General features: G+C 66.0%; 23 protein-coding genes and 2 pseudogenes. 16 read left to right on the forward strand and 9 right to left on the reverse strand.

Translation table 11 applies throughout. The features are described 5' to 3' along the window. Positions 1-32 precede the first annotated feature (32 nt). Positions 33-431: a N,N-dimethylformamidase subunit alpha gene (gene dmfA1, locus JCM7685_RS01440; protein WP_062563510.1), complete on the reverse strand. Its 399-nt coding sequence runs from the start codon at positions 429-431 to the stop codon at positions 33-35. Next, positions 424-1428 carry a helix-turn-helix transcriptional regulator gene (locus JCM7685_RS01445; protein ID WP_172413068.1) on the reverse strand — a complete coding sequence of 335 codons (1005 nt, stop codon included), beginning with the start codon at positions 1426-1428 and terminating at the stop codon, positions 424-426. Before JCM7685_RS01445 ends, dmfA1 begins: the two co-directional genes overlap by 8 nt. Before the next feature lie 256 nt (positions 1429-1684). On the opposite strand from JCM7685_RS01445, the pseudogene JCM7685_RS01450 reads away from it, so the two are divergent. Further along, positions 1685-2161: pseudogene (locus JCM7685_RS01450) on the forward strand (IS6 family transposase); the annotation flags it as partial. A gap of 218 nt (positions 2162-2379) precedes the next feature. Here JCM7685_RS01450 and JCM7685_RS01455 read toward each other — a convergent pair. The 3 genes and pseudogenes from JCM7685_RS01455 to JCM7685_RS01465 form a co-directional block, all read right to left on the reverse strand. Then, positions 2380-2610 (reverse strand): annotated as a pseudogene (locus JCM7685_RS01455) (ribbon-helix-helix domain-containing protein); the annotation flags it as partial. Positions 2611-2887: 277 nt separating this feature from the next. Further along, positions 2888-4129 (reverse strand): recombinase family protein, encoded by a 1242-nt coding sequence (locus JCM7685_RS01460; RefSeq protein ID WP_197701063.1) that lies wholly within the window; start codon positions 4127-4129, stop codon positions 2888-2890. Between the two features lie 384 nt (positions 4130-4513). Further along, positions 4514-5284 carry a DeoR/GlpR family DNA-binding transcription regulator gene (locus JCM7685_RS01465; protein ID WP_074971096.1) on the reverse strand — a complete coding sequence of 257 codons (771 nt, stop codon included), beginning with the start codon at positions 5282-5284 and terminating at the stop codon, positions 4514-4516. 191 nt (positions 5285-5475) lie between these two features. Here JCM7685_RS01465 and JCM7685_RS01470 point away from each other — a divergent pair, with 191 nt between their 5' ends. The 4 genes from JCM7685_RS01470 (at position 5476) to purU (ending at position 11701) form a co-directional block, all read left to right on the forward strand. Continuing rightward, positions 5476-6609: an iron-containing alcohol dehydrogenase gene (locus JCM7685_RS01470; protein ID WP_074971094.1), complete on the forward strand. Its 1134-nt coding sequence runs from the start codon at positions 5476-5478 to the stop codon at positions 6607-6609. A 147-nt stretch (positions 6610-6756) separates the two neighbouring features. After that, entirely contained in the window at positions 6757-9549 is a 2793-nt protein-coding gene (locus JCM7685_RS01475) for a patatin-like protein (protein ID WP_074971090.1), read from the forward strand. A gap of 233 nt (positions 9550-9782) precedes the next feature. Further along, on the forward strand, positions 9783-10685 hold the full coding sequence (gene folD, locus JCM7685_RS01480; protein WP_074971088.1) for a bifunctional methylenetetrahydrofolate dehydrogenase/methenyltetrahydrofolate cyclohydrolase FolD: 903 nt from the start codon (positions 9783-9785) through the stop codon (positions 10683-10685). 131 nt (positions 10686-10816) lie between these two features. Continuing rightward, on the forward strand, positions 10817-11701 hold the full coding sequence (gene purU / locus JCM7685_RS01485; RefSeq protein ID WP_074970509.1) for a formyltetrahydrofolate deformylase: 885 nt from the start codon (positions 10817-10819) through the stop codon (positions 11699-11701). Between the two features lie 113 nt (positions 11702-11814). Here the strand turns inward: purU and JCM7685_RS01490 are convergent, their stop codons facing one another. Both JCM7685_RS01490 and JCM7685_RS01495 read right to left on the reverse strand, forming a co-directional pair. Then, a complete protein-coding gene (locus tag JCM7685_RS01490; protein WP_074970507.1) occupies positions 11815-13497 on the reverse strand; it encodes a SulP family inorganic anion transporter in 1683 nt (560 codons plus the stop codon). 66 nt (positions 13498-13563) lie between these two features. Further along, positions 13564-13821 (reverse strand): helix-turn-helix domain-containing protein, encoded by a 258-nt coding sequence (locus JCM7685_RS01495; protein WP_074970505.1) that lies wholly within the window; start codon positions 13819-13821, stop codon positions 13564-13566. 226 nt (positions 13822-14047) lie between these two features. Here JCM7685_RS01495 and JCM7685_RS19775 point away from each other — a divergent pair, with 226 nt between their 5' ends. After that, complete coding sequence (locus JCM7685_RS19775; protein ID WP_170848978.1) at positions 14048-14206, forward strand: hypothetical protein; 159 nt, start codon at positions 14048-14050, stop codon at positions 14204-14206. Positions 14207-14277: 71 nt separating this feature from the next. Here JCM7685_RS19775 and JCM7685_RS01500 read toward each other — a convergent pair whose 3' ends face one another. Beyond that, on the reverse strand, positions 14278-16314 hold the full coding sequence (locus tag JCM7685_RS01500) for a TonB-dependent receptor domain-containing protein (protein WP_074970503.1): 2037 nt from the start codon (positions 16312-16314) through the stop codon (positions 14278-14280). A gap of 256 nt (positions 16315-16570) precedes the next feature. On the opposite strand from JCM7685_RS01500, the gene JCM7685_RS01505 reads away from it, so the two are divergent. The 8 genes from JCM7685_RS01505 to JCM7685_RS01540 all read left to right on the forward strand — a co-directional run bounded on the left by JCM7685_RS01505 (position 16571) and on the right by JCM7685_RS01540 (position 21547). Beyond that, complete coding sequence (locus tag JCM7685_RS01505) at positions 16571-17185, forward strand: ribonuclease D (RefSeq protein WP_074970501.1); 615 nt, start codon at positions 16571-16573, stop codon at positions 17183-17185. Positions 17186-17195: 10 nt separating this feature from the next. Beyond that, on the forward strand, positions 17196-18143 hold the full coding sequence (locus JCM7685_RS01510; RefSeq protein WP_074970499.1) for a KpsF/GutQ family sugar-phosphate isomerase: 948 nt from the start codon (positions 17196-17198) through the stop codon (positions 18141-18143). 3 nt (positions 18144-18146) lie between these two features. Then, positions 18147-18722, forward strand: a complete 576-nt coding sequence (locus JCM7685_RS01515) for a hypothetical protein (protein WP_074970497.1) — start codon at positions 18147-18149, stop codon at positions 18720-18722. Positions 18723-18778: 56 nt separating this feature from the next. Next, complete coding sequence (lptA, locus tag JCM7685_RS01520) at positions 18779-19282, forward strand: lipopolysaccharide transport periplasmic protein LptA (protein WP_074970496.1); 504 nt, start codon at positions 18779-18781, stop codon at positions 19280-19282. Further along, positions 19279-20016, forward strand: a complete 738-nt coding sequence (gene lptB, locus JCM7685_RS01525; protein WP_074970494.1) for an LPS export ABC transporter ATP-binding protein — start codon at positions 19279-19281, stop codon at positions 20014-20016. Before lptA ends, lptB begins: the two co-directional genes overlap by 4 nt. 159 nt (positions 20017-20175) lie before the next feature. Then, entirely contained in the window at positions 20176-20751 is a 576-nt protein-coding gene (gene hpf / locus JCM7685_RS01530; protein ID WP_074970492.1) for a ribosome hibernation-promoting factor, HPF/YfiA family, read from the forward strand. Positions 20752-20828: 77 nt separating this feature from the next. Beyond that, positions 20829-21293 carry a PTS sugar transporter subunit IIA gene (locus JCM7685_RS01535; protein WP_074970490.1) on the forward strand — a complete coding sequence of 155 codons (465 nt, stop codon included), beginning with the start codon at positions 20829-20831 and terminating at the stop codon, positions 21291-21293. 62 nt (positions 21294-21355) lie between these two features. Beyond that, positions 21356-21547, forward strand: coding sequence for a hypothetical protein (locus tag JCM7685_RS01540; protein WP_074970488.1), 192 nt, complete (start codon positions 21356-21358; stop codon positions 21545-21547). 67 nt (positions 21548-21614) lie between these two features. On the opposite strand, the gene JCM7685_RS01545 is transcribed toward JCM7685_RS01540, so the two are convergent. Continuing rightward, positions 21615-22484, reverse strand: coding sequence for a branched-chain amino acid aminotransferase (locus JCM7685_RS01545; RefSeq protein WP_074970486.1), 870 nt, complete (start codon positions 22482-22484; stop codon positions 21615-21617). Positions 22485-22635: 151 nt separating this feature from the next. Here JCM7685_RS01545 and JCM7685_RS01550 point away from each other — a divergent pair, with 151 nt between their 5' ends. Both JCM7685_RS01550 and JCM7685_RS01555 read left to right on the forward strand, forming a co-directional pair. Then, on the forward strand, positions 22636-23151 hold the full coding sequence (locus JCM7685_RS01550) for a MarR family winged helix-turn-helix transcriptional regulator (RefSeq protein ID WP_170848977.1): 516 nt from the start codon (positions 22636-22638) through the stop codon (positions 23149-23151). Next, positions 23148-23867 (forward strand): response regulator, encoded by a 720-nt coding sequence (locus tag JCM7685_RS01555; RefSeq protein WP_074970485.1) that lies wholly within the window; start codon positions 23148-23150, stop codon positions 23865-23867. Before JCM7685_RS01550 ends, JCM7685_RS01555 begins: the two co-directional genes overlap by 4 nt. The last annotated feature ends 80 nt before the right edge of the window (positions 23868-23947 follow it).

A 23947-nucleotide genomic window follows, 5' to 3' on the forward strand; every position in this document is an offset into this window, starting at 1 on the left:
TTCCCCCTGTGTGAATTCGTGCTGAGAAATGACTATGCAAGCTCTGCGCGCACATCTTCGATGCGGCGCAGGAACACGGCGTGCATGGCCTCTTCTTCGGTCTTGAATCGCTCATCACCCAACTCCGGCAGCTCGCCGAACTCCCTGATCGTGGCGATCCGATAGGCGTCCCATTCCCTTTCGGAATAGATGTAGTATTTTCCGAAGGTCGGTTGCATGCGGAAATAGTTGTGCACTCGCTGAAGATAGGGGCTGGGGTGCTTCCTGTAGCCGAACGGGTTCGCGGCATGCTCCTCGACGATTTCGGGGTGTTCATCAATGATGTCAATGATCTCCTTTCGCCGCCGCTCGTCATAGAACGCGTACCAGTCGGCGCTCCTGTCACGATAGTTCGACGGATCCCGGACGCAGGATTCGCTGGCTTCAGTCATCTTCTCCTCCCTTTTTGTGGCATTGTGCCGAATTGAAATGTGCGACAAGGTAATCTAGGTTGATCAGGCCGGAGCTCGCGGCGAGATATGCAAGCTCGATCCGGTTTCTGGCGAAGGTTTTTTCTAGTATATTTTCGATATGCCGATCGACGGTCCGTGCAGATATTGTCAGAATGTCCGCAATCTGGGTGCGCGTCATGCCGATAGCAGAGAGTGAGCAGACCTCGGCCTGCCTGATGGTCAATCCGAAGGGTAGGGACGCGGGGACGTGGCTTACAAGCCAGCCGCCATGGCAGATCTTGAAATCGACGCGATGCACGATCTCTCCGCATAGGCACCAGCAGGTGCTGGGCAGACGCGCGCCGATGACATGCAGGCTGTCGATGTTGCCGTATTTTCTGACGGCAATGTTGGACAATTCATGTATCCTGCCGAAGATACATGCCTCATGCCTGTGGGGGCGCTGAGTGTTTCCCTTGTCGTCGATGAAGAGGGAGCAGGCATGTTCCTCCAGCCCTTCGATCAGCGATTTCGGTGTTTCCCAGTTGTCGACCAGCGCAGACAGCACGGGCGAAATGTCATCAATGATCCTCAGGAACCCGACAGATGGCTGGCCGGGATCTTCGCTGCTGGTATGCAGATTGCCGACATATCTGTTTGATCGGCTCTTCAGATAGCTGGTCGACCCCCCCTTGTAGCCAGCCGGGTTCCAGAAATTGCGCGCGGAAATGCTGCGAGAGTAATCGAAATTGGTTGTTTCCCAGCTGAAGAACGACTGGTTGGTGCGCAGGATCCACAGATAAGCCGGATCGATGGACATGTATGAATTGTCCAGGTAGGCGACGGTTTCCCGGGAATATCCGTGCGAAAATATTGAGTTGTGATTGCGGGTCAGCGGGTCATAGATCGATAGCGACATCGCGGCCAGCGGCGCCAGAGTGTTCAGTTCCTCTGCGACCAACAAAATCCTGTTGGCTCGGGACAGGTCTTCAGACATGATTGACATGATATTCGAGACAGACCGGCGCTGTGCGGATGTCGCGTAATGCGAATTATCAATCTGCATGCTTTACCTGCGCTGTTGTTACTTAGAACTCCAGACATGTCATCTTGCTTACACGTTACGAGGGCGGCAGATTCGAGTCATGAGTATATCTACCCATGGCTCGAAAAAAGTTCCCCGATTGCATGCCGGGGCGCTGTCAGGGAAACCTGTCTGGCCGGACTGCGGCGAGCCCCCTACCCACCCTGTCATAACCCAGCCCTCGCCCTTCCGGTACTTTAAGACCTCGCCCGAGGTCATCCGCCTGGCGGTCATGCTCTATGTGCGCTTCCCGCTCTCGCTTCGGAACGTCGAAGACCTGCTGCGCGAGCGTGGCATCGACATCTGCCATGAAACAGTCCGGCAGTGGTGAATGCGCTTCGGCCCAATGTTCGCCGCCGAGATCCGGCGCCGCCGCGCCTCGCGCTTGCGGACGGGCCCTGAATGGCGCTGGCATCTCGATGAGATGTTCGTGAAGATCAACGGCGAGCAGCACATCCTCTGGCGAGCCGTCGACCATGAGGGCGAGGTGCTGGAGGGACTGGTCACGAAGACCCGAAACCGCAAGGCCGCCCTGAACTTCCTCAGGAAACTGATGAAGCGCTGCGGTCCCCCCGAGGAGATCGTCACCGATCTACTGCGATCCTACGCTGCGGGAACTCGGCGCCGCCCAGAAGCAGGTCACCGGGAGGTAAACACTGCGTATCGCTATGGCCGTCCTTGAACCGTTCAATGTGCTGCGAGCAACATATGGGTTCGATTCCGTATAATTCTGATGCTGGCCGATCTCCATGACCACGAGGATCCCGCGATGCGATAAGGTGTATCGAGACGCGGCGGCGGCCCTACGGATGAAGGGGCTGCTGTTCGGCCCCGATGGTGCGGTCTTCTCGCCGACGCGCAGGCCCGGTCGCTGGCAATGACTTCGGCCGCTGTCCGCGGCTTGTAGCTGGTCTCGGGCCCGGCGAAGGGGCGGGTCAACTCGGCCTTCAGCCTGTCGAACGCCTCCTGCTCTGCCCGCTCCTTGTCCCGCCGGATCAGGTCACGCACGTATTCGCTGATGTTCTCGTAGGAGCCGTTCTCGCTGACATTGGCCGCGACGAAGTCGCTGAACGCACCGCTGAGGCAGACGGTCATGGTCGTGGAGCGGGACTTCGCAGACTCCTCATGTGCGGCGCGTATTCAATATAACCAAAGAAACACTACACATCAAGGATGCCGCTGGCCTTGGCCAGCGGCGCAGATGTGTCGGCGCGAGTGCGTGCGGCGCGCTTCGTGGCGCTTGAGGACGGGCGGATCGTCGCGGATCAGCGGAAGGATCGTTGATCAGCCGAATCTTTGGTCCGCTAGGCTATTGAAAACAAACGAGTATAAGTGGAGAAGGTTGTCTTTCAGACCCCCATCCTCCGCCATTTCAGACCGCCTCTGGGCACGCCAATCGCCGCACTTGGCCCGCAATAAGCGTCCTTAGCAGTTCCGTCTTCGATCCCATGATGCGGATTGCGTCGTCCGCGACCTCGACACGCTGCGCCAGCGAGCGCAGGTGATCCCGCCGATAGCCCCCCTCGGTCCCCCGGATACGCTCGCGTGCGCGGCGGGCGAAGCCTTGGATCATCGTGGGGGTGATGGCGCTGTGGCCGGGGCTTTCGAGCAGCGCTTGCGCCCGGTCGGCATCGGCCCTCGCCTGATCGCGGATGACCTTGAGGCCGGCGATACGCTCCTTGAGCGCCGGGTCGTCCAGATCGGCAACGCCCGCCTCGATGGCGTCATAGAGCCGCTTGAGGCGCTGTTCCGATTCGGTGGCCTGACGTTGCAGGGAAGCGATATGCTCACGGCGGCGTTCGGCCTGATCCTCGCGGCGGCCGAGAACGCTGCCTAGCAGCTTCTCCAGCCGGTCGGGATCGAGCAAGCGTTCCTCGATATGGCGCACCACCATATTGTCGAGCTTGTCCATGGGGATCGCGCGGCCCTTGCAGCCGGTTTCGCCCTGCCGCGCCTTGATCGAGCAGGCATAGTAGCGATAGCGGCCGCCCTTGCCGGTGCGGATGGTCATGGCTCCCCCGCAATTGCCACAATAGCAGATGCCGGTCAGCAGGGTCGGCCCGATGACGACACGAGCCGGCAACTCGGTCTTGGGATTGCGGGCCTGCAACAGCTTCTGCACCGCTTCGAAGGTTTCCCGGTCGATCAAGGGCGGCACCGGCACGGTGATGACCTCCGCTTCGGGCTTCAACTCCTTCGACTTGCCCCGCTTGTTGAACTGATGCTCGCCGATATAGGTGCGGCGGGTCAGGACGCGATGGACCTGACCGATGCCCCAACGCCCGCCGTCGCGGGTGAAGATGCCCTTGCCGTTGAGATATTTGACGATGGCCTTGACGCCCATCTGGCCGGATGAGCCTTCGCCTTCCAGCGCGAGGCGATACATCAGCCGGATCGTATTGGCGTGCAGCGGGTCGATTTCCAGCTTCTTCTTGACCTTCGCGCCGCGCTGCTCGGCCGCGACCACGCGGTAGCCGATGGGCGGCAGCGAGCCATTCCAGAAGCCTTGCCGCGCGTTCTCCTTCAAGGCGCGCATGACGTGCTTGCCGTTCTCCTTCGACTGGTTTGACACGAGCCTTGAGACCATCAAAGACGCGACCAGGATCGTGACCAACAAAGCCAACATGAGAGATCATGGAGGCTGGAGGTTGGCGATTGCGACAAGGAAAGTTTGGTTCGGAACCGCGCATAATAAAACGTGCACGGGACGTGCAAGGAACATCCGAGGAACTAGAAAAGCGTAATTATATCATAATATTGAGCGATTATACCAAAAACTTAGCAGGGGTCTGCCTTCGACCACTCGGCCACGTCTCTGCCGCCCCATATATGGGTCAAGTGTCAAGGAAACGAGCGCTTTCTGAAATGTTTCAGAAACCGCTTCCATAGCATGAAGGTCTGGAAGCCAAATGATTCCAGCAGCCTGGACGCATGTTTATGTCTTGCTGCCCGTAATCCTTGACGCCGCTTCTTCCTCGGTATCCAAATGGCAGATCCTTCATCCCGTCTTCCGGCAGATCCGCACCTCGGTGCCCCATTCGGCGCAGCGGCGAGTCAGGTCCTCGGGCAGGGGATGGTCGGTAAAGACCGCGTCCAGTTCGGACAGGCTGGCGATCCGGGCGGGGGCGGGGCGGCCCAGCTTGGAATGGTCCGTCACCAGAAAGGCCCGGCGGGCCTGCCGCAGGATCGAGCGGCTGACCCGCACCTCGGCCAGGTCGAAGTCCAGCAGGTCGCCGTCATGGTCCAAAGCCGAGGTGCCGATCACCGCGTAATCGACCTTGAACTGCTCGAAGAACTGCGTCGTCAGCTCGCCCACCAGCCCGCCGTCGGAACGCCGCAGCGCACCCCCGGCCACCATGATCTCGCAGCCCGGGTTGGACAGCAGGATATTGGCCACGTTCATGTTGTTGGTGACGACGGTAATGTTGGAATGGTGGACCAGGGCCTGAGCCACCGCCTCGGTCGTGGTGCCCAGGTTCAGGATCAGGCTGCAATTGTCGGGAATCGCCGCAGCACAGGCGGCGCCGATGGCGGCCTTGGCCTCGGCGTTCATGCGCCGCCGCGCCTCATAGCCCAGATTCACCGCCCCGGCCCGGGGCACGGCGCCGCCATGGACGCGGTCCAGAAGCCCGGCCTCGGCCATCTCGCCCAGGTCGCGGCGGATGGTCTGCAACGTGACCTCGAAGCGGTGGGCCAGGTCGTCGACCAGCACGCGGCCCTCGGCCCGGGCGAGTTCGAGGATTTCGTTCTGGCGGATGCTGAGGGCCAAGGGACACTCCATGGCTGGAACATCTTCACTTTATGCCATCTTTACGGGCGCGCAAGCGTTCCTTGCGGGGCGATGCGGCGGCGTCGATGTTCGGTTCGGCACAGATCAGGGGCGAAACGAAAGCCGCTTGACCGCTTGCCGGCGCCGGTGCAGCCTGCCGCGGTTCTTTTACGCGAGGCTCCATGACCCGCATCGCCCCCTTCGCCTTCGCCCTGCCGGGCCGCACCGTCTTTGGCCGCGGCGAGGCGCAAAAGGCCCCCGCCGCGATCCGGGCCTTCGGCGGGCGCGGCGTGCTGGTGCATGGCGCCGATCCGGCCCGCGCCGCCTGGCTGGTCGAGGCGCTGCGTGCCGAGGGGGCCGAGGTGCTGACCGTCGCCTGCGGGACCGAGCCGACGCTGCCGATGCTCCAGGAGACGCTGGCCCGGGCCAAGCGCTTCGGCGCCGATTGGGTCGCGGCCTTGGGCGGCGGCGCGGCGCTGGACCTGGGCAAGGCGCTGGCCGGGCTGATCCCGGCGCCGGGCGGAGTGATGGACCATCTGGAGGTCGTGGGCCGCGGCCTGCCGCTGGTCGCGGCGCCCCTGCCCTATGTCGCGCTGCCGACCACCGCCGGAACCGGGGCCGAGGCGACGCGCAACGCGGTCATCGGCCTGCCCGATCATGGCCGCAAGGTCTCGATCCGGGACGAGCGCATGCTGCCGCGGCTGGCCATCGTCGATCCGGCGTTGACCGACGGCTGCCCGCGCGGGGTGACGCTGGCCTCGGGGCTGGATGCGCTGGCGCAGGTGATCGAGCCTTATGTCTCGGCCAAGGCCACACCCTTCACCGATGCGCTGGTGCGGCCGGTGATCGGGCCGGGTTTGCGGGCGCTGCAGCGGCTGATGCAGGCCGAGGATGCCGATGCGCGCGACACCATGGCCTGGGTCAGCCTGTGCGGCGGCATGGCGCTGGCGAACGGGGGCCTGGGCGCGGTGCACGGGCTGGCGGGCGTGATCGGCGGCATGACCCCGGCCGCGCATGGCGCGATCTGCGGCGCCTTGCTGGGACCGGTGCTGCAGCTGAACCGCGACCACGCCCCAGACCCGGCCCGGGTGCGCGCGGTCTGCGATCAGATCGCGGCCGTCCTGGGCGGCACTCCGGACGAGGCGCCGCAGGCGCTGGCCGGCTGGGCGCGGGATGCCGGCCTGCCCGGCCTGCGGGCGCAGGGGCTCGACCCCGGGCGGCACCCGGCGGTGGCCGAGGCCTCGCTAGCCAGTTCCTCGATGAAGGGCAACCCGTTCCCGCCCACCGTCGCGCAGCTTTGCGCGGTCCTGGACCAGGCCGGCTGACGACCGCCGTGCGGCCTTGCGGGGCCGGTCCCCCGGCGGTTGAATTTCGCCAAGACAAACCCGGGATTTTCGCATATCCTGCTGAAACGGAATGGCTTTCGGAGCTGCCGGCCGAGGCCTGCCCCTATGGGTTCAGGAGAAGGTGTCATGGTTGACAAAGCCACGGGCGAGGTGCGTTTCGCGGTCGTCCTTTACGGCGGCGTTTCGCTGGCGATCTACATGAACGGCATCGCGCAAGAGCTTTTGCGCATGGTCCGCGGCAGTTCCGACCTGCCGGACGAGGAGCTGGACCCCGGCGAGACGATCTATCGCCAGCTCTCGCGCGAATTGGCCGGGCCGCGCGGCGGGCGCAAGCGTTTCGTGATCGACATCATCTCGGGCACCTCGGCGGGCGGCATCAACGGCGTGGCGCTGGCCAAGGCGCTGGTGGTCGGCAGCAAGGACGTCGCGGTGCTGCGCGAGGCCTGGACGGACAAGGCCGACATCGGGCTGTTGCTCAACGACCGCGCCGCCCGCATCGCCCGGCTGCGCCCGACCGAGTCGCTGCTGGACGGCCGCCACATGTATGACGTCCTGCGCGAGACCATCGCCCGCATCAAGGGCGACGGCCGGCCGCTGTCGGAAATGGTGGACCTGTTCGTGACCGCCACCGACCTGCAGGGCGTGCCGGCGCCGATCCACCTGACCGGGGCCAGGCTGGACGAGAAGATCCACAAGACCGTGTTCCATTTCGCCTTCGACAAGGCCCGCGCCGAGCAGAACGACTTCACCCCCGAAAACGACGCCATGCTGGCCTTCGCGGCGCGCTGCACCTCGTCCTTTCCGGTGGCCTTTCCGCCGATGCGCTTCGCCGACATGCCGGCGGACGCGCGCGCGCCGGCCTATGCGCGCTTCTTTCCGCGCGGCTGGAACCACGAGGACCGGCTGTTCGCCGATGGCGGCTATCTGGACAACCGGCCCTTCAGCCATGCCATCGACCTGATCCCCTTCCGCCCGACCACCCTGCCGGGTGAGCGCAAGCTGCTGTTCATCGACCCTTTCCCCGAGGAGCGCCGCCCGCCGGACCCGGTGACCGGCGTGGTGCCGCCGCCGGCGCCCGAGCCGGTGGACTTCCTGCAGAACGCCCGGCTGGCCGCCTCGACCCTGCCGCGGACCGAGGTGATTCGCGACGACATCCGCGCCATCACCCGCATGAACAACCGGCTGGAACGGCTGGGCACGCTGCAGGCCCGCTGGGCGCGCGACCAAAGGCAGGCGGCGCTGCGCGGTCAGGCGATGGACGAGCCCGGCAAGCCCGACAACCTGGAACGGCTGGACCTGGCCGACCAGGTCGCCGCCGGCTATGGCCAGACCTATCCACTGTATCATCACCTGCGCGTCTACGACACCACCGACAGCCTGACCGGCATCGTCGCCCGCCTGGCCGGCCATGCCCCGGATTCCGACGAGGCGCTGTATCTGCGCCAAATCCTGCGCGCCTGGCGCGACGACCATTTCGCGGCCTACCACCAGCCGGGGCGCGAGACGGAAAGCGCCTTTCTGTCCCGCTACGACCTGGGCTTCCGGCTGCGGCGCCTGATCCATCTGCGGGCCGAGATCGACCGCCGGCTGGAGCCCGCGCCGGACGAGCCGCTGCCGCCGGAATCGGTGCGGCTGCTGCGCTCGGTCCGCGAGCTGGTCGAGGCGGAACTGGCGGCGATGCGGGCTCTGGCCCGGCCCGGCGAATCCGATGCCGGCAAGCTTCTGACCGGCGACGAGATCCGGGTCCTGAACCTGCAGATCGGCGCCCATTACGGCAAGGCCATGCAGCAGCCGACGCTGGAACGGCGCTACGATCTGGCGCGGCAGGTCTATGAGCAGCCGCAGATCCGGCCCCTGGTCAAGAAGGCGCTGGCGCAGCAAGGCCGGCAGATGCGCACCGCCTTCGACAAGAGCAGCGCCCGCATCCGCGAGGGGCTGGACCTGTTGCGCCTGCCCGAGCTGAAGGCGGTCTACGAAGGCTTCCACTGGCATGACGTGATGACCTATCCCTTCCTCGAAGGCTCGGAATTGCAGGAACATGCCCAGGTCGAGGTGTTCCGCATCAGCCCGGCCGACAGCCTGCTGAACGGTCGGCCCTCCAAGCTGGCGGGCATCGCGGTCGGTGCCTTCGGTGGCTTTCTCAGCCGCGACTGGCGCGAACACGACATCCTCTGGGGCCGGCTGGACGGGGCCGAGCGCATCGTCGCCGCGCTGATGTCCGACCGCAGCCCCGAAGAGCGCCAGGTCTGGATCGACAGGCTGCAGAACCGGATCCTGGCCGAGGAATATGCCGACAAGCCCGGCGAAAGCCGGCGGCTGGCGCTGCTGAAGGCCAAGCTCAAGGACAGCCAGATCGACGACGACGCCTTCGAGGAAACCGCGGCCCGGGCGCTGGGGGTCAAGGACGCGGTGGCGCTGGACCTGAGCCGGTTTCGCGATCACTACAGGGATTTCAAGCCCCTGGGTCCGCGCGCGCCCCAGATCGCCGGCTGGAGCAGCCGCAGCATGGCGATCCTGTCGCGGATGATCGACGACCTGCCCGACGACGGCATCCTGCGCATGGTCGGCACCCGGGCGGCGGCGGCGCTGCGCGCGGGCGGCGGGCTGATCTCGGGCTTCGCCCGCTTCGCCATGCCCGGCAGCTATTGGCGCATGCTGGCCGACAAGCTGCTGTATCTGGCGATGCTGGCGGGGCTGCTGATCGGCTTTCTGGGCTGGTGGACCGGCTCGGGCATCGCCAAGGGCGGCTGGGCGCTCCTGACAGTGGCGGTGGCGCTCTGGCTGGTGCTCTATGTCTTCGGCCGCTGGCTGCGCGGCCGGGCCAGCCTGTCGCAGGCGCTGCGCTGGCTGCTGGCGCTGGTCGCGCTGGCGCTGATGGGCATCGGGCTGTGGACTGTCGCAAACCATCTGTTCCGCTGACGCAATCCGGGTCGCGAAATCGCGACACGTTGTCGCAAACCGGCCGGGCTCATCCGGGCATCGGTTGGAAAAAGACCGCGACGGGATAGAGACGACCCCGACGGTGGGCGGGTCTAGGCTTTGTGTCTGACTTGTGCATCGCGGCACCTGTGCTATCCGCAAGCGAGGGCGGAGGGCCAGGCGGCCCGGCCGACGCGGAACGTCGTGGCGCGGAAAGTGAAGGAGGTGGGCGGATGGCAGCAGATATCATTGACGGGAAGTTGTTTTCGTCTGGGGTTCGGGGTCGTGTTGCGGCTTCGGTTTCGGAGCTGAAGGCGCGGGGGATCGTTCCCGGGCTTGCGGTGGTTCTGGTGGGCGAGGATCCGGCGAGCCAGGTCTATGTCAGGAACAAGGGCATCCAGACCCGCGAGGCCGGCATGGAAAGCTTCGAGCACAAGCTCGACGCCTCTGTCTCGCAAGAGGAACTGCTGGCGCTGGTCGCCAGGCTCAATGCCGACCCGGCCGTGCACGGCATCCTGGTGCAGCTGCCGCTGCCCGGCCACATGGACGCCGAGGCGGTCATCAACGCCATCGACCCCCAGAAGGACGTGGACGGGTTCCACATCCTGAACGTCGGCCTCTTGGGCACCGGGCAGAAGAGCATGGTGCCCTGCACGCCGCTGGGCTGCCTGCTGATGCTCAAGGACCGGCTGGGCGATCTGGCGGGGCTGAACGCGGTGGTCGTGGGACGCTCGAACATCGTCGGCAAGCCGATGGCGCAACTGCTGCTGAAGGAAAGCTGCACCGTCACCATCGCGCACAGCCGCACCAAGGACCTGGCCGCGGTCTGCCGCGGCGCCGACATCCTGGTCGCCGCCGTCGGCCGGCCGCGGATGATCCCCGGCGACTGGGTCAAGCCCGGCGCCACGGTGATCGACGTCGGCATCAACCGCATCGAGGAAGGCGGCAAGACCCGGCTGGTCGGCGATGTCGACTACGACAGCGCCGCCCAGGTCGCCGGTGCCATCACCCCGGTGCCGGGCGGCGTCGGGCCGATGACCATCGCCTGCCTGCTGGCCAATACGCTGACCGCCTGCTGCCGGGCCAACGGCCTGCCCGACCCCGAGCTGGTGGGCACCGAGGAAACCGTCGCCTGAGACCTGCCGGGGGGCCCGGGGGCTCCGCCCCCACGCGGCTGCGGCCCCTCGATGGGGCCGCAGCCGCGTTCCCCCGGGATATTTGTGCACAAAAGAAGCCGGGCCCGGTGCCCGGGACAGTGGAGAAAGCAATGACCAAATACTGCCTGACCGTCGCCTGCGCCACCAAGCGCGGCATCGTCGCCGCCATCTCGGGCTATCTGGCCGAGAAGGGCTGCAACATCACCGATTCCAGCCAGTTCGACGACATGGAGAACGACCAGTTCTTCATGCGCGTCAGCTTCCTCTCCGAAGAGGGCGTGGGGCTGGAGGAGCTGCGCCGGGACTTCGCCGAGATCTCGGAAAGCTTCGACATGGTCTCGTCCTTCCATGACGAGACCGAGAAGATGAAGGTCGTGATCATGGTCAGCCGCTTCGGCCACTGCCTGAACGACCTGCTGTACCGCTGGCGCATCGGCGCGCTGCCGATCGACATCGTGGCGGTGATCAGCAACCACATGGACTATCAGAAGGTGGTGGTGAACCACGACCTGCCGTTCCATTGCATCAAGGTCACCAAGGAGAACAAGCCCCAGGCCGAGGCCGAGCAGCTGCGCATCGTGCGCGACAGCGGCGCCGAGCTGATCGTGCTGGCGCGCTACATGCAGGTTCTGTCGGACCAGATGTGCAAGGAGATGTCGGGGCGGATCATCAACATCCACCACTCGTTCCTGCCGTCGTTCAAGGGCGCCAACCCCTACAAGCAGGCCTTCGAGCGCGGTGTGAAGCTGATCGGCGCCACCAGCCATTACGTGACCGCCGACCTGGACGAGGGCCCGATCATCGAGCAGGACATCATCCGCGTCACCCACGCCCAGTCGCCCGAGGACTACGTCTCGCTGGGCCGCGACGTGGAAAGCCAGGTCCTGGCCCGCGCCATCCACGCCCATATCCACCGCCGCGTCTTCCTCAACGGCAACAAGACCGTCGTCTTCCCCCCCTCCCCGGGCTCCTACGCCTCCGAGCGCATGGGGTGAAACTGCACAGGGCGGCCAACGAGCCGCCCTCCCTCCCATTTTCTTTTGTGCCCAAATATCCCCGCCGGAGGCCAGCAACCGCGAAGCCCGGGCAACAGCGACAAAGAGGCGGTTCAGGCCGCCTCTTTGTCATTTCCGCGATGCAGCGCGTCCTCGACCGTCGCGGCATAGCGTGCCAACGGCCGCCGCAGCCCATGGGTCAGCAATACGCGGCGGATGTCGCGACGGGCACCGGTCAGCCACAACTGCACGCCCCGGCGATGCGCCTTGTGGGCCAGCCCCTCGATCATGTTGGCCCCGGTCGAATCCAGAAAGGGCACGGCGCTGAAATCCACCACCAGCACCCGTGCCCCGTCCTGGATATTGTCCAGCACCGAGCCGATGCTGGCCGTGGCGCCGAAGAACAGCGCCCCCGAGATGCGGTAGACCAGCACGTCATGCGGCTGCGGGACATCCGGCCGCGCCTCTCCGTCGGGCCGGTCCGGGGCGACCAGCGGCGTCTGGTCCTGGATGCCGGTGGCCTGGCTCATGCGCTGGATGAACAGCACCGATCCCAGAGCCAGCCCGGTGACGATGGCCTCGGTCAGGTCTCGGAACACCGTCAGACCGAAGGTCACCGCCAGCACCGCAGCCTCGCCCCAGCCCGAGCGCAGCAGGATTGCGATGGCCGGCTTCTCGACCATGTTCCAGGACACCACCGCCAGCACGCCTGCCAACGCAGCCAGCGGGATGTAGGAGGCCAGCGGCGCCGCGACCAGCATGAAGCCCAGAAGAAACAGCGCATGCAGCATTCCGGCCACCGGCCCATGCGCGCCCGCGCGCACATTGGTCGCGGTCCTCGCGATGGTGCCGGTGACGCAGATGCCGCCGAACAGCGCCGAGCCCATGTTCGCCACCCCCTGCGCCACCAGCTCGCAGTTCGAGCGGTGGCGGCGGCCGCTCATGCCGTCGGCGACCACGGCCGACAGCAGCGATTCGATGGCGCCCAGCAGGGTCAGTGACACCGCCGAGGGCAGCAGCGCCACGACCTGGGACCACGAGAACTGCGGCAGTGCCGGCGCCGGTAGCGACGAAGGGATGCCGCCGAATTTCGAGCCGATGGTGGCGACCTCCGCCCCGGTCAGCGCCGTCACCCCCGCCGCCAGTGCCACAGCGATCAGCATGCCGGGCCAATGCGGACGCAGGCGCTTCAGCCCCAGGATCACCGCGACGGTGCCGAGCGCCAGCGCCAGTGCCGCCGGCGTCACCGTGACCCGCGCCGCCCAGAGCGCGCCGAGCTTTTCGATCAGCGCGCCCGGCTCATGCGCCAGCGTCAGGCCGAAGATTTCCTTCAGCTGGCTGGCGAAGATGATGACGGCGATGCCGGCGGTGAAGCCGACCGTCACCGGGAAGGGGATGAACTTGATGAAGGTGCCCAGCCTGAGTAACCCGATCGCGACCAGCATCATCCCCGACATGAAGGTGGCGAGGATCAGCCCCGTCATGCCGAATTGCGCGACGATCCCCGCCACCAGCACGATGAAGGCCCCCGCCGGCCCGCCGATCTGGAAGCGCGAACCGCCCAGTGCCGAGACCAGGAAGCCGCCGACGATGGCGGTATAGAGCCCCTGCGCCGGGGTCGCGCCCGAGGCGATGGCAATGGCCATCGACAGCGGCAGCGCCACGATGGCGACGGTCAGCCCGGCCAGCGCATCGGCGCGCAGCTGCCCGGCGCCATAGCCCTCGCGCAGGACGGTGACCAGTTTCGGGGTGAAAAGCGGCGCGAAACCGGGGTTCGCACGGGCTTGCTGCATCATCTTGGGCCGCACCTTCGCAAAGGAGGCGGCGGGATCGTCGGCTGTCGTCGGCGGTCGCCGTCGCGATTAACTCGTCGGACCGGATTTCAGCCGCACGCCGCGCCCGCCCGAGGCGCTGGCCGCACCCTCGCCGATCAGTTCGATCCCGGCGGCTTCGAGCGCCTCGACCACGCGGGTCAGGCTTTCGACGATGCCGCGCACATTGCCGTCGCTGGCTTCCATGCGCTGGATCGTGGGGACCGACAGGCCGGACAGTTCGGCCAGCCGCTTCTGGTCGATGCCAAGCAGGGCACGCGCCGCACGCATCTGGGCCGAGGTCATCATGTGCTGATTTCCAATCCTTGATGAAGCATATCTAGCATAGGCATAATGATATTTCAAATATCATTCATACAATCTGATATGTCATGTTCGGCCAGGAGGGATTGAGCCGATACGACGGTGGGCTAGATCCGGGGGGTGAACCCTGCCGACCTGTAGGAGCGCGTCATGTATAGCAATGCCCTGACCTGCGCTTTTCGCCTGTACGCTGAGCATCTCGGCCATTCTGATGACGTCGCTGATGTTGAAGCTGCGCGGGCAGCTGGCCGAATGCGGCAAGGTGGTGGCCCGCGCCAGGCTGGCGGTGGCGATCCTCTCGATTGCCATCGCGCTGGTCAAGCTGGGCTTGTGGGATGAGACCCGCCTGCATGTCCACCGCGCCTCGTGACACTGACCGGCGCCGCGCCATGAAAAAGGCCCCGCATCGGCGGAGCCTTTTCCTGTTCCGGGTCGGACGGATCAGAAGTCCATCTTCAGGCCCAAAGTGACCGTGCGGCCGGGGGCATAGAGCGGGTCGATGATCCGGGTGCCCATGACGCGCTCGACATAGCTCGAACGCTCATAATAGGTCTCGTCGAACAGGTTATCGACGCCCAGATGCACGACCACATTCTCGTAGTTCTGCGGACGCCATTCGCCATAGATGTTCACAACGGTATAGGAGTCGTGGTCCCTGAAGCCCGCATTGCTGCCATCCGCGTTCAGGTGCTGGGTCGCATCCAGCTTGCCGGCCCATTCCACCGTGCCGCCGACCTTGATGTTGTATTGCGGGATCTCCTGGTCGATGAACAGCGTGGCGAGGTTCCCGACCGGCATGACGGTGCCGCCGTCCGGAACCTTGTCCTTGCCGTTCTGGGTCACGTCCGCCTTGGTGAAGCTGGCGCCGACCCGGCCCGTGCCCCAGCTGTAGTTGCCTTGCAGCGTGAAGCCCTTGCTGCGGTATTCGTCGGCATTGCCCAGATAGGGCGCCGTCGCCGGATCGGTGTCATACTGGCCGTTGGTATTGTATTCGCCGAGGTTCTTCAGGCGGGTGTCGAAGAAGGTCAGGTTGCCGGTCCAGTTGCCCTGGTTGGCGTTCAGGCCCAGCTTGATGTTGCGCGCGGTCGCCGGCTTGAAACCGTCCTGGACATACAGGTCGGCGGTGCGGGCGTGCAGCAGGGCGTATTCGCCGAAGTTGTAGCCCGACCAGGTGTGCGAAGCGCCGGCAAAGACCTCATAGCCCTCGGCGAACTCATAGGACACGGTACCGTTCACGCTGGCGCCGGTATCGTTGTGATGGATGCCGTTCCAGTCGGTGAAGCGGTGGTGGTCCAGACGCAGACCGGTGGACAGGTCGATGCCGTTGTCGAAGGCGAAGCGGCCCTGCACGAAGGCGCCGATCTGCATCGTCTCCATCGACCAGTAGCGGCGATCGGTGTTGCCGTAGTTGTCGATGTCGTAATCGTCATAGGCCCAGTCGACGCCGGCCGTGATCTTGCCCTGGCCCAGCGTGTAGGTGTTCTGCAACTTGCCGCCGATGGTCTGGTTTTCCAGGTTCATGTCGCCGTTGGTGCGGGCGGGGTCGTAGTTCGGGCGCTCGTATTTGTTGTTCGAGACGAACAGCATCGCCTCGGGGTCCCAGGCGTCGGTGGGCGCGGTCGAGCTGTATTTCAGCGACAGCGTGTTGGTCGTGACCTTCAGCGGATAGACCAGGTCGTCCGCGTTCAGGTCCATGTTCATCTTGATGGTGCGGTCGGCGTCGTCCTTGTTGTAGTCATAGGCCAGTTCCAGACGATGCGCGTCGAACTCATAGCCCAGCTTCACCAGGGCGCCTTGCGCCGCCGGCTCGGTCCCCGGCATCTCGCGGCCGTTCGCGGCCTCGTAATTGTCGCCGCTGGTGCCGTGGATCATGGCGAACCAATCGAAGCCGCCATAGACGCCATAGCCGGCCAGCGAAGCGGAGAGGCCGCGGCCGTTGCTGCCATAGGACAGGCCGACGCGTCCGCCCTGGGTCTTGCCGTCCGTCAGCAGATCCTTGGCGCCCACGGTTTCATAGCGCACGGCACCCGCCGCCGCACCGAACCCCGAGTCGGCGGCGGCGGCGCCGGCCTCGACCTCGACCGATTTCAGGAAGGCCGGGTCGATCACGTTCGAGCCGGTGTGGTGCCAGCTGGTCGGACCCTGCGGCACGCCGTCCACGGTCACCGCCAGGTTCGACTGCTCAAGGCCAAAGACGTGGATGCGCTTGGCCGGACCCGCCCCGCCCGAGACGGTGATGGCGGAATCGCGGGCGAACAGTTCGGACACGTCGGCGGGCTGCAGCGCTTCGATGTCCTCGGCCGAGACCACCACGCCGCCAGTCGCCTCGACGTTTTCCTGACCGTCGGCGACCAGGGTGATCGGGTTCAGGACCAGAGTGCCGCCGCTTGTGCCAGGTGCGGTTTCCTGGGCGTAAAGGGCCGTGGCCAGGGCAAGCGAAGACACCCCCGCCAAGGGAAGGATACGGCGCAGTTGCATGGTTGTTTGCCTTGCTTCGTGAAAAACTGCGTCTCTCTATACGCGCGCGGAGCGGGCTCACAAGGATTTCACTCAGGTATTTCGGGGAATGGGTTACGGATTCTGTCGGAAATGTTGCATATCTGCTGCACCCGCGCCCATTGGGTCCGGGACGCGCGCTGTCGCGCAGGCGGCGGCGAAACGCCGCGGCAGGGACTGGCGCAAACCCCCGGAAAGCGGGTAGAGCGGGCGGGAACCCCAGCCGAAGAAGCGCAAGATGAGCATCAATCTTTATCAGAACGATCTTCCGGACGATCTGGACCTGGGCCCCATCGTGGCCATCGATACCGAGACCATGGGCCTGGATCCGCGCCGGGACCGGCTGTGCCTGGTGCAGATGAGTTCGGGCGACGGCAATGCCCATCTGGTCCAGATCGCCAAGGGCCAGCGCAAGGCGCCGAACCTGACCCGGATGCTGACCGATCCCAAGGTGCTGAAGCTGTTCCACTTCGGCCGCTTCGACATCGCCGCGCTGGAGGCTAACCTGGGTGTGGTGACCAAGCCGGTCTGGTGCACCAAGATCGCCAGCAAGATGGTCAGGACCTTCACCGACCGGCACGGGCTGAAATACCTGCTGTCGGAACTGGTCGGCGTCGATATTTCCAAGCAGCAGCAGACCAGCGACTGGGGCGCGACGGACCTGACCGATGCGCAGCTGGAATATGCCGCCTCGGACGTGCTGCACCTGCATGCGCTGAAGGCCGAGCTGGAAAAGCGGCTGGAACGCGAGGGCCGCATGGGCCTGGCGCAGGCCTGTTTCGACTTCCTTCCCGCCCGGGCCCATCTGGACCTGCTGGGCTGGGGGGATGAAAACGACATCTTCCGCCATTAGGTTGCCGGGCATGAGCGCATATCTCGACACCGCCCGCAGGGTGATCCTGACCGAGGCCGAGGGCCTCGCGCAGCTGGCCGACGGCCTTGGCGACAGCTTCGACCGCGCGGTCGAGGCGATCCTGGTCGCGCGCGGCCGCGTCGTCGTCTCGGGCATGGGCAAGTCTGGCCATGTCGGGCGCAAGATCGCGGCGACGCTGGCCTCGACCGGGACGCCGGCGCAATTCGTCCATCCCGCCGAGGCCAGCCACGGCGACCTGGGCATGGTCACGCAAAGCGACGTGGCGCTGGTCTTGTCGAACTCGGGCGAGACGCCCGAGCTCGCGGACCTGATCGCCCATACCCGTCGCTTCCAGATCCCGTTGATCGGCGTCGCCAGCCGGGCCGAATCGACCCTGCTGCGCCAGGCCGACGTGGCGCTGGTGCTGCCCGCCGCGCCCGAGGCCTGCGGCACCGGGATCGTGCCCACCACCTCGACCACCATGACCATGGCCTTGGGCGATGCGCTGGCCGTGGCGCTGATGGAGCACCGCAAGTTCACGCCCGAGCATTTCCGCACCTTCCACCCCGGCGGCAAGCTGGGCGCCAAGCTGTCGCGCGTGGCCGACCTGATGCATCAGGACATCCCGCTGGTGCAGGAAACCGCGCCGATGGCCGATGCGCTGCTGACCATCAGCCAGAAAAGCTTCGGCGTCACCGGCGTGACCGATGCGCAGGGCCGGCTGACCGGCATCATCACCGACGGCGACTTGCGGCGCCACATGCAGGGCCTGCTGGACCATACCGCTGCCGAGGTGATGACCCGCAGCCCGCGCACCATCAGCCCCGGGCAGCTGGCCGAGGCGGCGCTGGCCGAGATGCAGAACCGCCGCATCACCAGCCTGTTCGTGGTGGCCGAGGACGGCCAGCCGGTCGGGCTGATCCATATCCACGACTTCCTGCGCACCGGGATGGTCTAGGCCATGACCCGCTCGCGCATCGTGGCCCTGCTGCGCGTGATCCTGCCGCTGACGGCGCTGGCGATCCTGTCGGTGCTGTTCCTCCTGGGCCGCAAGCCCGACCCCGAGGCCAGCATCCCCTATGCCGACGTCGACCCGCGCGAACTGGCCGAGCGGCAGGTGGTGACCAGCCCCAGCTATGCCGGCGTGACCGAGGACGGCGCCCAGATCAGCGTCACCGGCGACGAGGCGGTGCCGGACAAAAAGGGCGGCGGCAGCGCGACGGCGGTGCGCATGACGCTGCGCGGCCGCGACGGCCGGGCGGCGGACGTCAGCGCCGGAGCCGCCTCGCTGGCGGGCGACCAGGTCCGGCTGGGCGAGGGCGCACGCATGACTACCGCCGACGGCTGGGTGCTGACCGCGCCCGAGTTCCTGGCCTCGACCACCGCCGGCACCGTGGTGTCCGACGACGAGGTCAATGTCCGCGCCCCCTTCGGCGAACTGACCGCCGGCCGGGCCGAATTGCGCCCCTCGGGCGACGGCAGCGGCGATCACGTTCTTGATTTGAGCGGCGGAGTCCGATTGATATACCGGCCATGACCCTTGCGCCCCTCCGCCGCATTCCGGGGCTTCTCATGCGCCAGAAAGGAAACCCGATGATCCGGCCCGGACCGCTTTTGCCTGTGATCCTGTCGCTTGCGCTGGTGTGCGGGCAAACGGGCGCGGCCGGCGCGCAGGCGACCTCGGGCTTCGGCAATGCGCAGGACGTGAAGCAGCCGGTCGAGGTCACTGCCGACGCGCTGTCGGTGGATCAGAAGACCGGCCGGGCGACCTTCAGCGGCAATGTGCTGATCGGCCAGGGCGCAATGCGGCTTTCCGCCGACAGCGTCACCGTGACCTATGCCCAGGGCGGCTCGAGCCGTATCAGCGCGCTGCATGCCGAGGGCGGCGTCACTTTGGTCAGCGGCGCGGACGCGGCCGAGGCCAAGGCCGCCGATTACGACGTCGAATCGGGCAATGTCGTGCTGACCGGCGACGTGCTGCTGACCCAGGGCGGCAATGTGCTGGCGGGCGAGAAGGTCACGGTGAACCTCGCCACCGGCACGGCCCAGGCCTCGGGCCGGGTGCGCAGCGTGCTGCAACCGGGAAGCCAGCGATGAGCCAGCCGGAACAGGGACTGCGGGTCAGCGGCCTGCGCAAATCCTATCGCAACCGTCCGGTGATCCGCGACGTGGCGCTGCGGCTGGACCGGGGCGAGGTGGTGGCGCTGCTGGGGCCGAACGGCTCGGGCAAGACGACCTGCTTCTATTGCGTCGCCGGGCTGGTCTCGCCCGATTCGGGGCAGGTGCTGATCGACGGCCGGGACGCGACGCGGCTGCCGATGTATCGCCGTGCCCAGATGGGCATCGGCTATCTGCCGCAGGAAATGTCGATCTTTCGCGGATTGACGGTCGAGCAGAACATCATGGCGGTGCTGGAACTGGTCGAGCCGCATGTCCACCAGCGCCGCGAGCGGCTTGAGGAACTCTTGGGCGATTTCTCGATCGGGCATCTGCGCGGCGCCTCGGCCATGGCGCTGTCGGGGGGCGAGCGGCGCCGGGTCGAGATCGCGCGCTGCCTGGCGGCCGATCCGGCCTATCTGCTTCTGGACGAACCCTTCGCCGGCGTCGATCCCATCGCCGTGGGCGAGATCCGCAGCCTGGTCCACGACCTGAAAAGCCGCGGCATCGGCGTGCTGATCACCGATCACAACGTCCGCGAGACGCTGGAGATCGTCGACCGCGCCTATATCCTGCACGACGGCCACGTGCTGATGTCGGGCGCCACGGCCGAGATCGTGGCCGATCCGCAGGTCCGCCGCGTCTATCTGGGCGAAGCCTTTCGGATGAACTGATCCGTTCGCTCTGACGTTCCCTTCGCGCAGCCGTTGACACAGGCCCGCGGCTGTCACCAAATGAAGGGACGGCGGGGCAAGAACGCCCGGCCCGACAAACCCGGGCGGCGCCTGCGCGAGGGCCGCGACCACACCGGGCAACCGAAAGGACGGACAACCATGCGCTACCAGATCAGCGGAAAACAGATCGACGTCGGCGACGCGCTTTCGACGCATGTGAAAACCGAACTGGGCGAGACCATCGACAAGTATTCCCAGCGTCCCACCGACGCGACCGTGATCTTTTCGCGCAACGCGCATGAATTCATCTGCGACGCCGTGGTGCATCTGTCCACCGGCCTGAACGTGACGGCCAAGGGCGCCTCGACCGAGGTCTATGCCGCTTTCGAGCAATGCCGCGAGCGCATGGACAAGCAGCTGCGCCGCTACAAGCGCCGGTTGAAGGACCACCACAAGGACCGGGTCGAGCCGGTTGCCTTCGAGGCCGCCGGCATGTATGTGCTGGCCGCCGACGAGGACGAATGGGAAACCCGGGACGACGGCCTGCAACCTATGATCATCGCCGAGATGGAGACCCGCGTGCCCACCCTCTCGGTCGGCGAGGCGGTGATGCAGATGGAACTGGCCGGCAGCCCGCTGCTGGTCTTCCGCAACGAGAAACATGGGGGCGTGAACGTCGTCCACCGCCGCGACGACGGCAACGTGGGCTGGATCGACCCCCGCAACCTGGGCTAGACTGCACGGAACAGTCTTGAGGAACCAAACGTCCCGGCCGCGGTCTTGCGGCCGGGACTAGCACAATTTCGGGCGACATGCAGATCAGCGACATTCTCTCTCCCGCCGCGGTGCGGACGATGAGCCAGACCACCAGCAAGAAGCGCTTGTTCCAGGAGATCGCCGAACAGGCGCGTGCCGTCTATGGCGTCGATGCCGCGCAGACGCTGGATGCGCTGCAGGAACGCGAGACGCTGGGCCCGACCGGCGTCGGCCATGGCGTGGCGCTGCCGCATGCGCGGCTGCACGGGCTGGACCGGGTGGTCGGACTGTTCCTGCGGCTGGAAAAACCGCTGGATTTCGACGCGGTGGACCGCCAGCCGGTGGACCTGATCTTTGCGCTGCTGGCCCCGAAAAGCTCGGGCGTGGATCACCTCAAGGCGCTGGCGCTGGTATCGCGCACGCTGCGCGACCAGGACCTGCGCGCCAAGCTGCGCGCGAACGAGGACCCGGTGGCGCTGCATGCCATGCTGGCCGCCGCGCCGGGAATCAAGGCGGCCTGAGCATCTTCCAGGGTGAAACCGGTCCGCCTTCGCGCTATAGTCGCGCGCGGGAGGACTATCACATGACCAGACATATCGCGGATCAACCGCGGGCAAACGGCAGCAGCCGCACCCGCAATTTCACCCGCCAGGAACGCGAATCCGGCCTGCATCCGGCCATTGCCGCCCTGCGCATGCGGCCCCGCGCCCGGGACGAATCGGGCAACCGCCGCGCCGCCGAATTCGCCCGGATCGAGCGCGGCCGCCAGGTCTGACCGCAGCAGCCACAATGCAAAACCGGCCGGGCGGCGACGCCCGGCCGGTCCTTGTTTCGGCCGCCTGTCAGTTGCGGACCAGCTTTTCGTAATCTTCGGCGATCTTGCGGGTGGTGTCGCCGACCTGGAAATGCCAGTCGCCGATCTGCCCGACCGGGGTGACCTCGGCGGCAGTGCCGGTCAGGAAGCATTCCTGGAAGCCGTCCAGCTCCTCGGGCTTGATGCGGCGCTCATGCACGGTGGTGCCGTTGTCCTTCAGCATCTGGATCACGGTCTGCCGGGTGATGCCGTTCAGGAAGCGGTCGGCCAGCGGCGTATGCACCTCGCCGTCCTTGACGAAGAAGATATTGGCGCCGGTGGCCTCGGCGACATAGCCTTCCCAGTCCATGAACAGCGCGTCCGAGCAGCCTTTCGCCTCGGCGGCGTGCTTGGACATGGTGCAGATCATGTAAAGCCCGGCGGCCTTGGCGGCGGTGGGGATGGTCTCGGGGCTGGGCCGCTTCCACTTGGCGATGTCGAGCTTGGCGCCCTGCCATTTCGCGTCGCCGTAATAGCTGCCCCATTCCCAGGCGGCGACGGCCATGCGGACCGGGTTGCGGCGGGCGGAAACCCCCATGTCCTCGCCCGAGCCGCGCCACATCACCGCACGGACATAGGCGTCGGTGAAGCCGTTGGCCTTCAGCACGGCCTCTTTCGCGGCGTCGATCTCTTCTGCGGTATAGGGCGACTGCATGTCCAGCAGCCGCGCCGATTCGATCAGCCGCAGCGAATGCTCATACCCCTTGAAGATCTTGCCGCTGTAGCAGCGCTCGCCCTCGAAGACCGAACTGGCATAGTGCAGCGCATGGGTCAGGATGTGCACTTGCGCGTCGCGCCACTCCACCAGCTTGCCATCCATCCAGATCTTGCCGTCACGATCGTCATATGCGCCCGCCATTTTTCCCTCCGGCCGGTTCTGTTTGCGGAATGTTGCGCCGCTTTGCCGAAACCGGCAAAGAAAGTTGCGCAACTTGGCTTCCGGGCTATCCATTCATGGTTGGAAAGTCAACAAGTCTGACGTAATAAGAGCCATGCGTTACGGGGATGCCATGGAAAACAAGGTGAATATGGCCCCGGCGGGCGGCGAAGGCCTGCTGTTTCTGACCGACGACCAGCTGCGGCGCGGGATCGAGGCGATGTTCTTCGCCTATCGCGCCTTCACGGCCGATCCCGACCTGATCCTGGCCGAGCTGGACTATGGCCGCGCCCATCACCGGGCGATCCATTTCATCAACCGCGAGCCGGGGCTGACGGTGACATCGCTGCTGGACGTTCTGGGCGTGACCAAGCAGTCGCTGAACCGGGTGCTGCGCACGCTGATCGAGGACGGGCTGGTCGAAAGCCGCATCGGCCGCCGCGACCGGCGCGAGCGCCAGCTCTACCTGACCGAGCAGGGCGCTACCCTGGAGCGCCGGCTGTCCGAAACCCAACGTGCCCGCATGCGCGCCGCCTATCGCGCCGCCGGACCGCAGGCGGTGGCGGGGTTTCGCCAGGTGCTCGAGGCGATGATGGACCGCGACACCCTGCGCCAGTACAGGGCGCTGAAAGAATTGCCCGACCTATGAGTGCTCCCGACCCGCAACCCGCCGCCCATATCCTGGTCGTCGACGACGACGAGCGTATCCGCAGCCTGCTGCGCCGCTTCCTGATGCGCAGCGACTTCCTGGTCACCACCGCCCGCGATGCCGCCCACGCCCGACGGTTGCTGGACGGGCTGGACTTCGACCTGATCGTGCTCGACGTGATGATGCCGGGCGAGGACGGGTTTTCGCTGACCCGCGATCTGCGCAAGCGCATGAGCACCCCGATCCTGCTGCTGACCGCCAAGGGCGAGACCGGCGACCGCATCGAAGGCTTCGAAAGCGGCGCCGACGATTACCTGCCGAAGCCCTTCGAGCCGCGGGAACTGCTTCTGCGCATCGCGGCCATCCTGCGCCGCGTCCCGGCGGCGGATGCCAAGGGTCCGAAGTTCCTGTCCCTCGGTCCGCTTCGCTACGATGCCGACAAGGGCGAACTCTGGCAGGGCGACACGCCTATGCGCCTGACGGGAACCGAGCAGGCGCTGCTGAAACGCCTGGCCGGGACCCCGCGCCAGCCGGTCAGCCGCAGCGAACTGATCGAGGATCTGGGCCGCGCCCCCGCGGATGAGCCGGGCGAGAACTCCGAACGCGCCATCGACGTGCAGATCACCCGCCTGCGCCGCAAGATCGAGCCCGACCCCAGGGAGCCGCGCTATCTGCAGACCGTGCGCGGAACGGGTTACATGCTGGTGCCGGACTAGGCGAGGCTGCGAGACCGGCAAGGTCCCTTTGGGTATTTGGAAAACGGAAAGAAGCCGGGCGCAGGACCTCGCTCTTTCCG

Source organism: Paracoccus aminovorans (assembly GCF_900005615.1).
GTDB classification, from domain to species: Bacteria; Pseudomonadota; Alphaproteobacteria; order Rhodobacterales; family Rhodobacteraceae; genus Paracoccus; species Paracoccus aminovorans.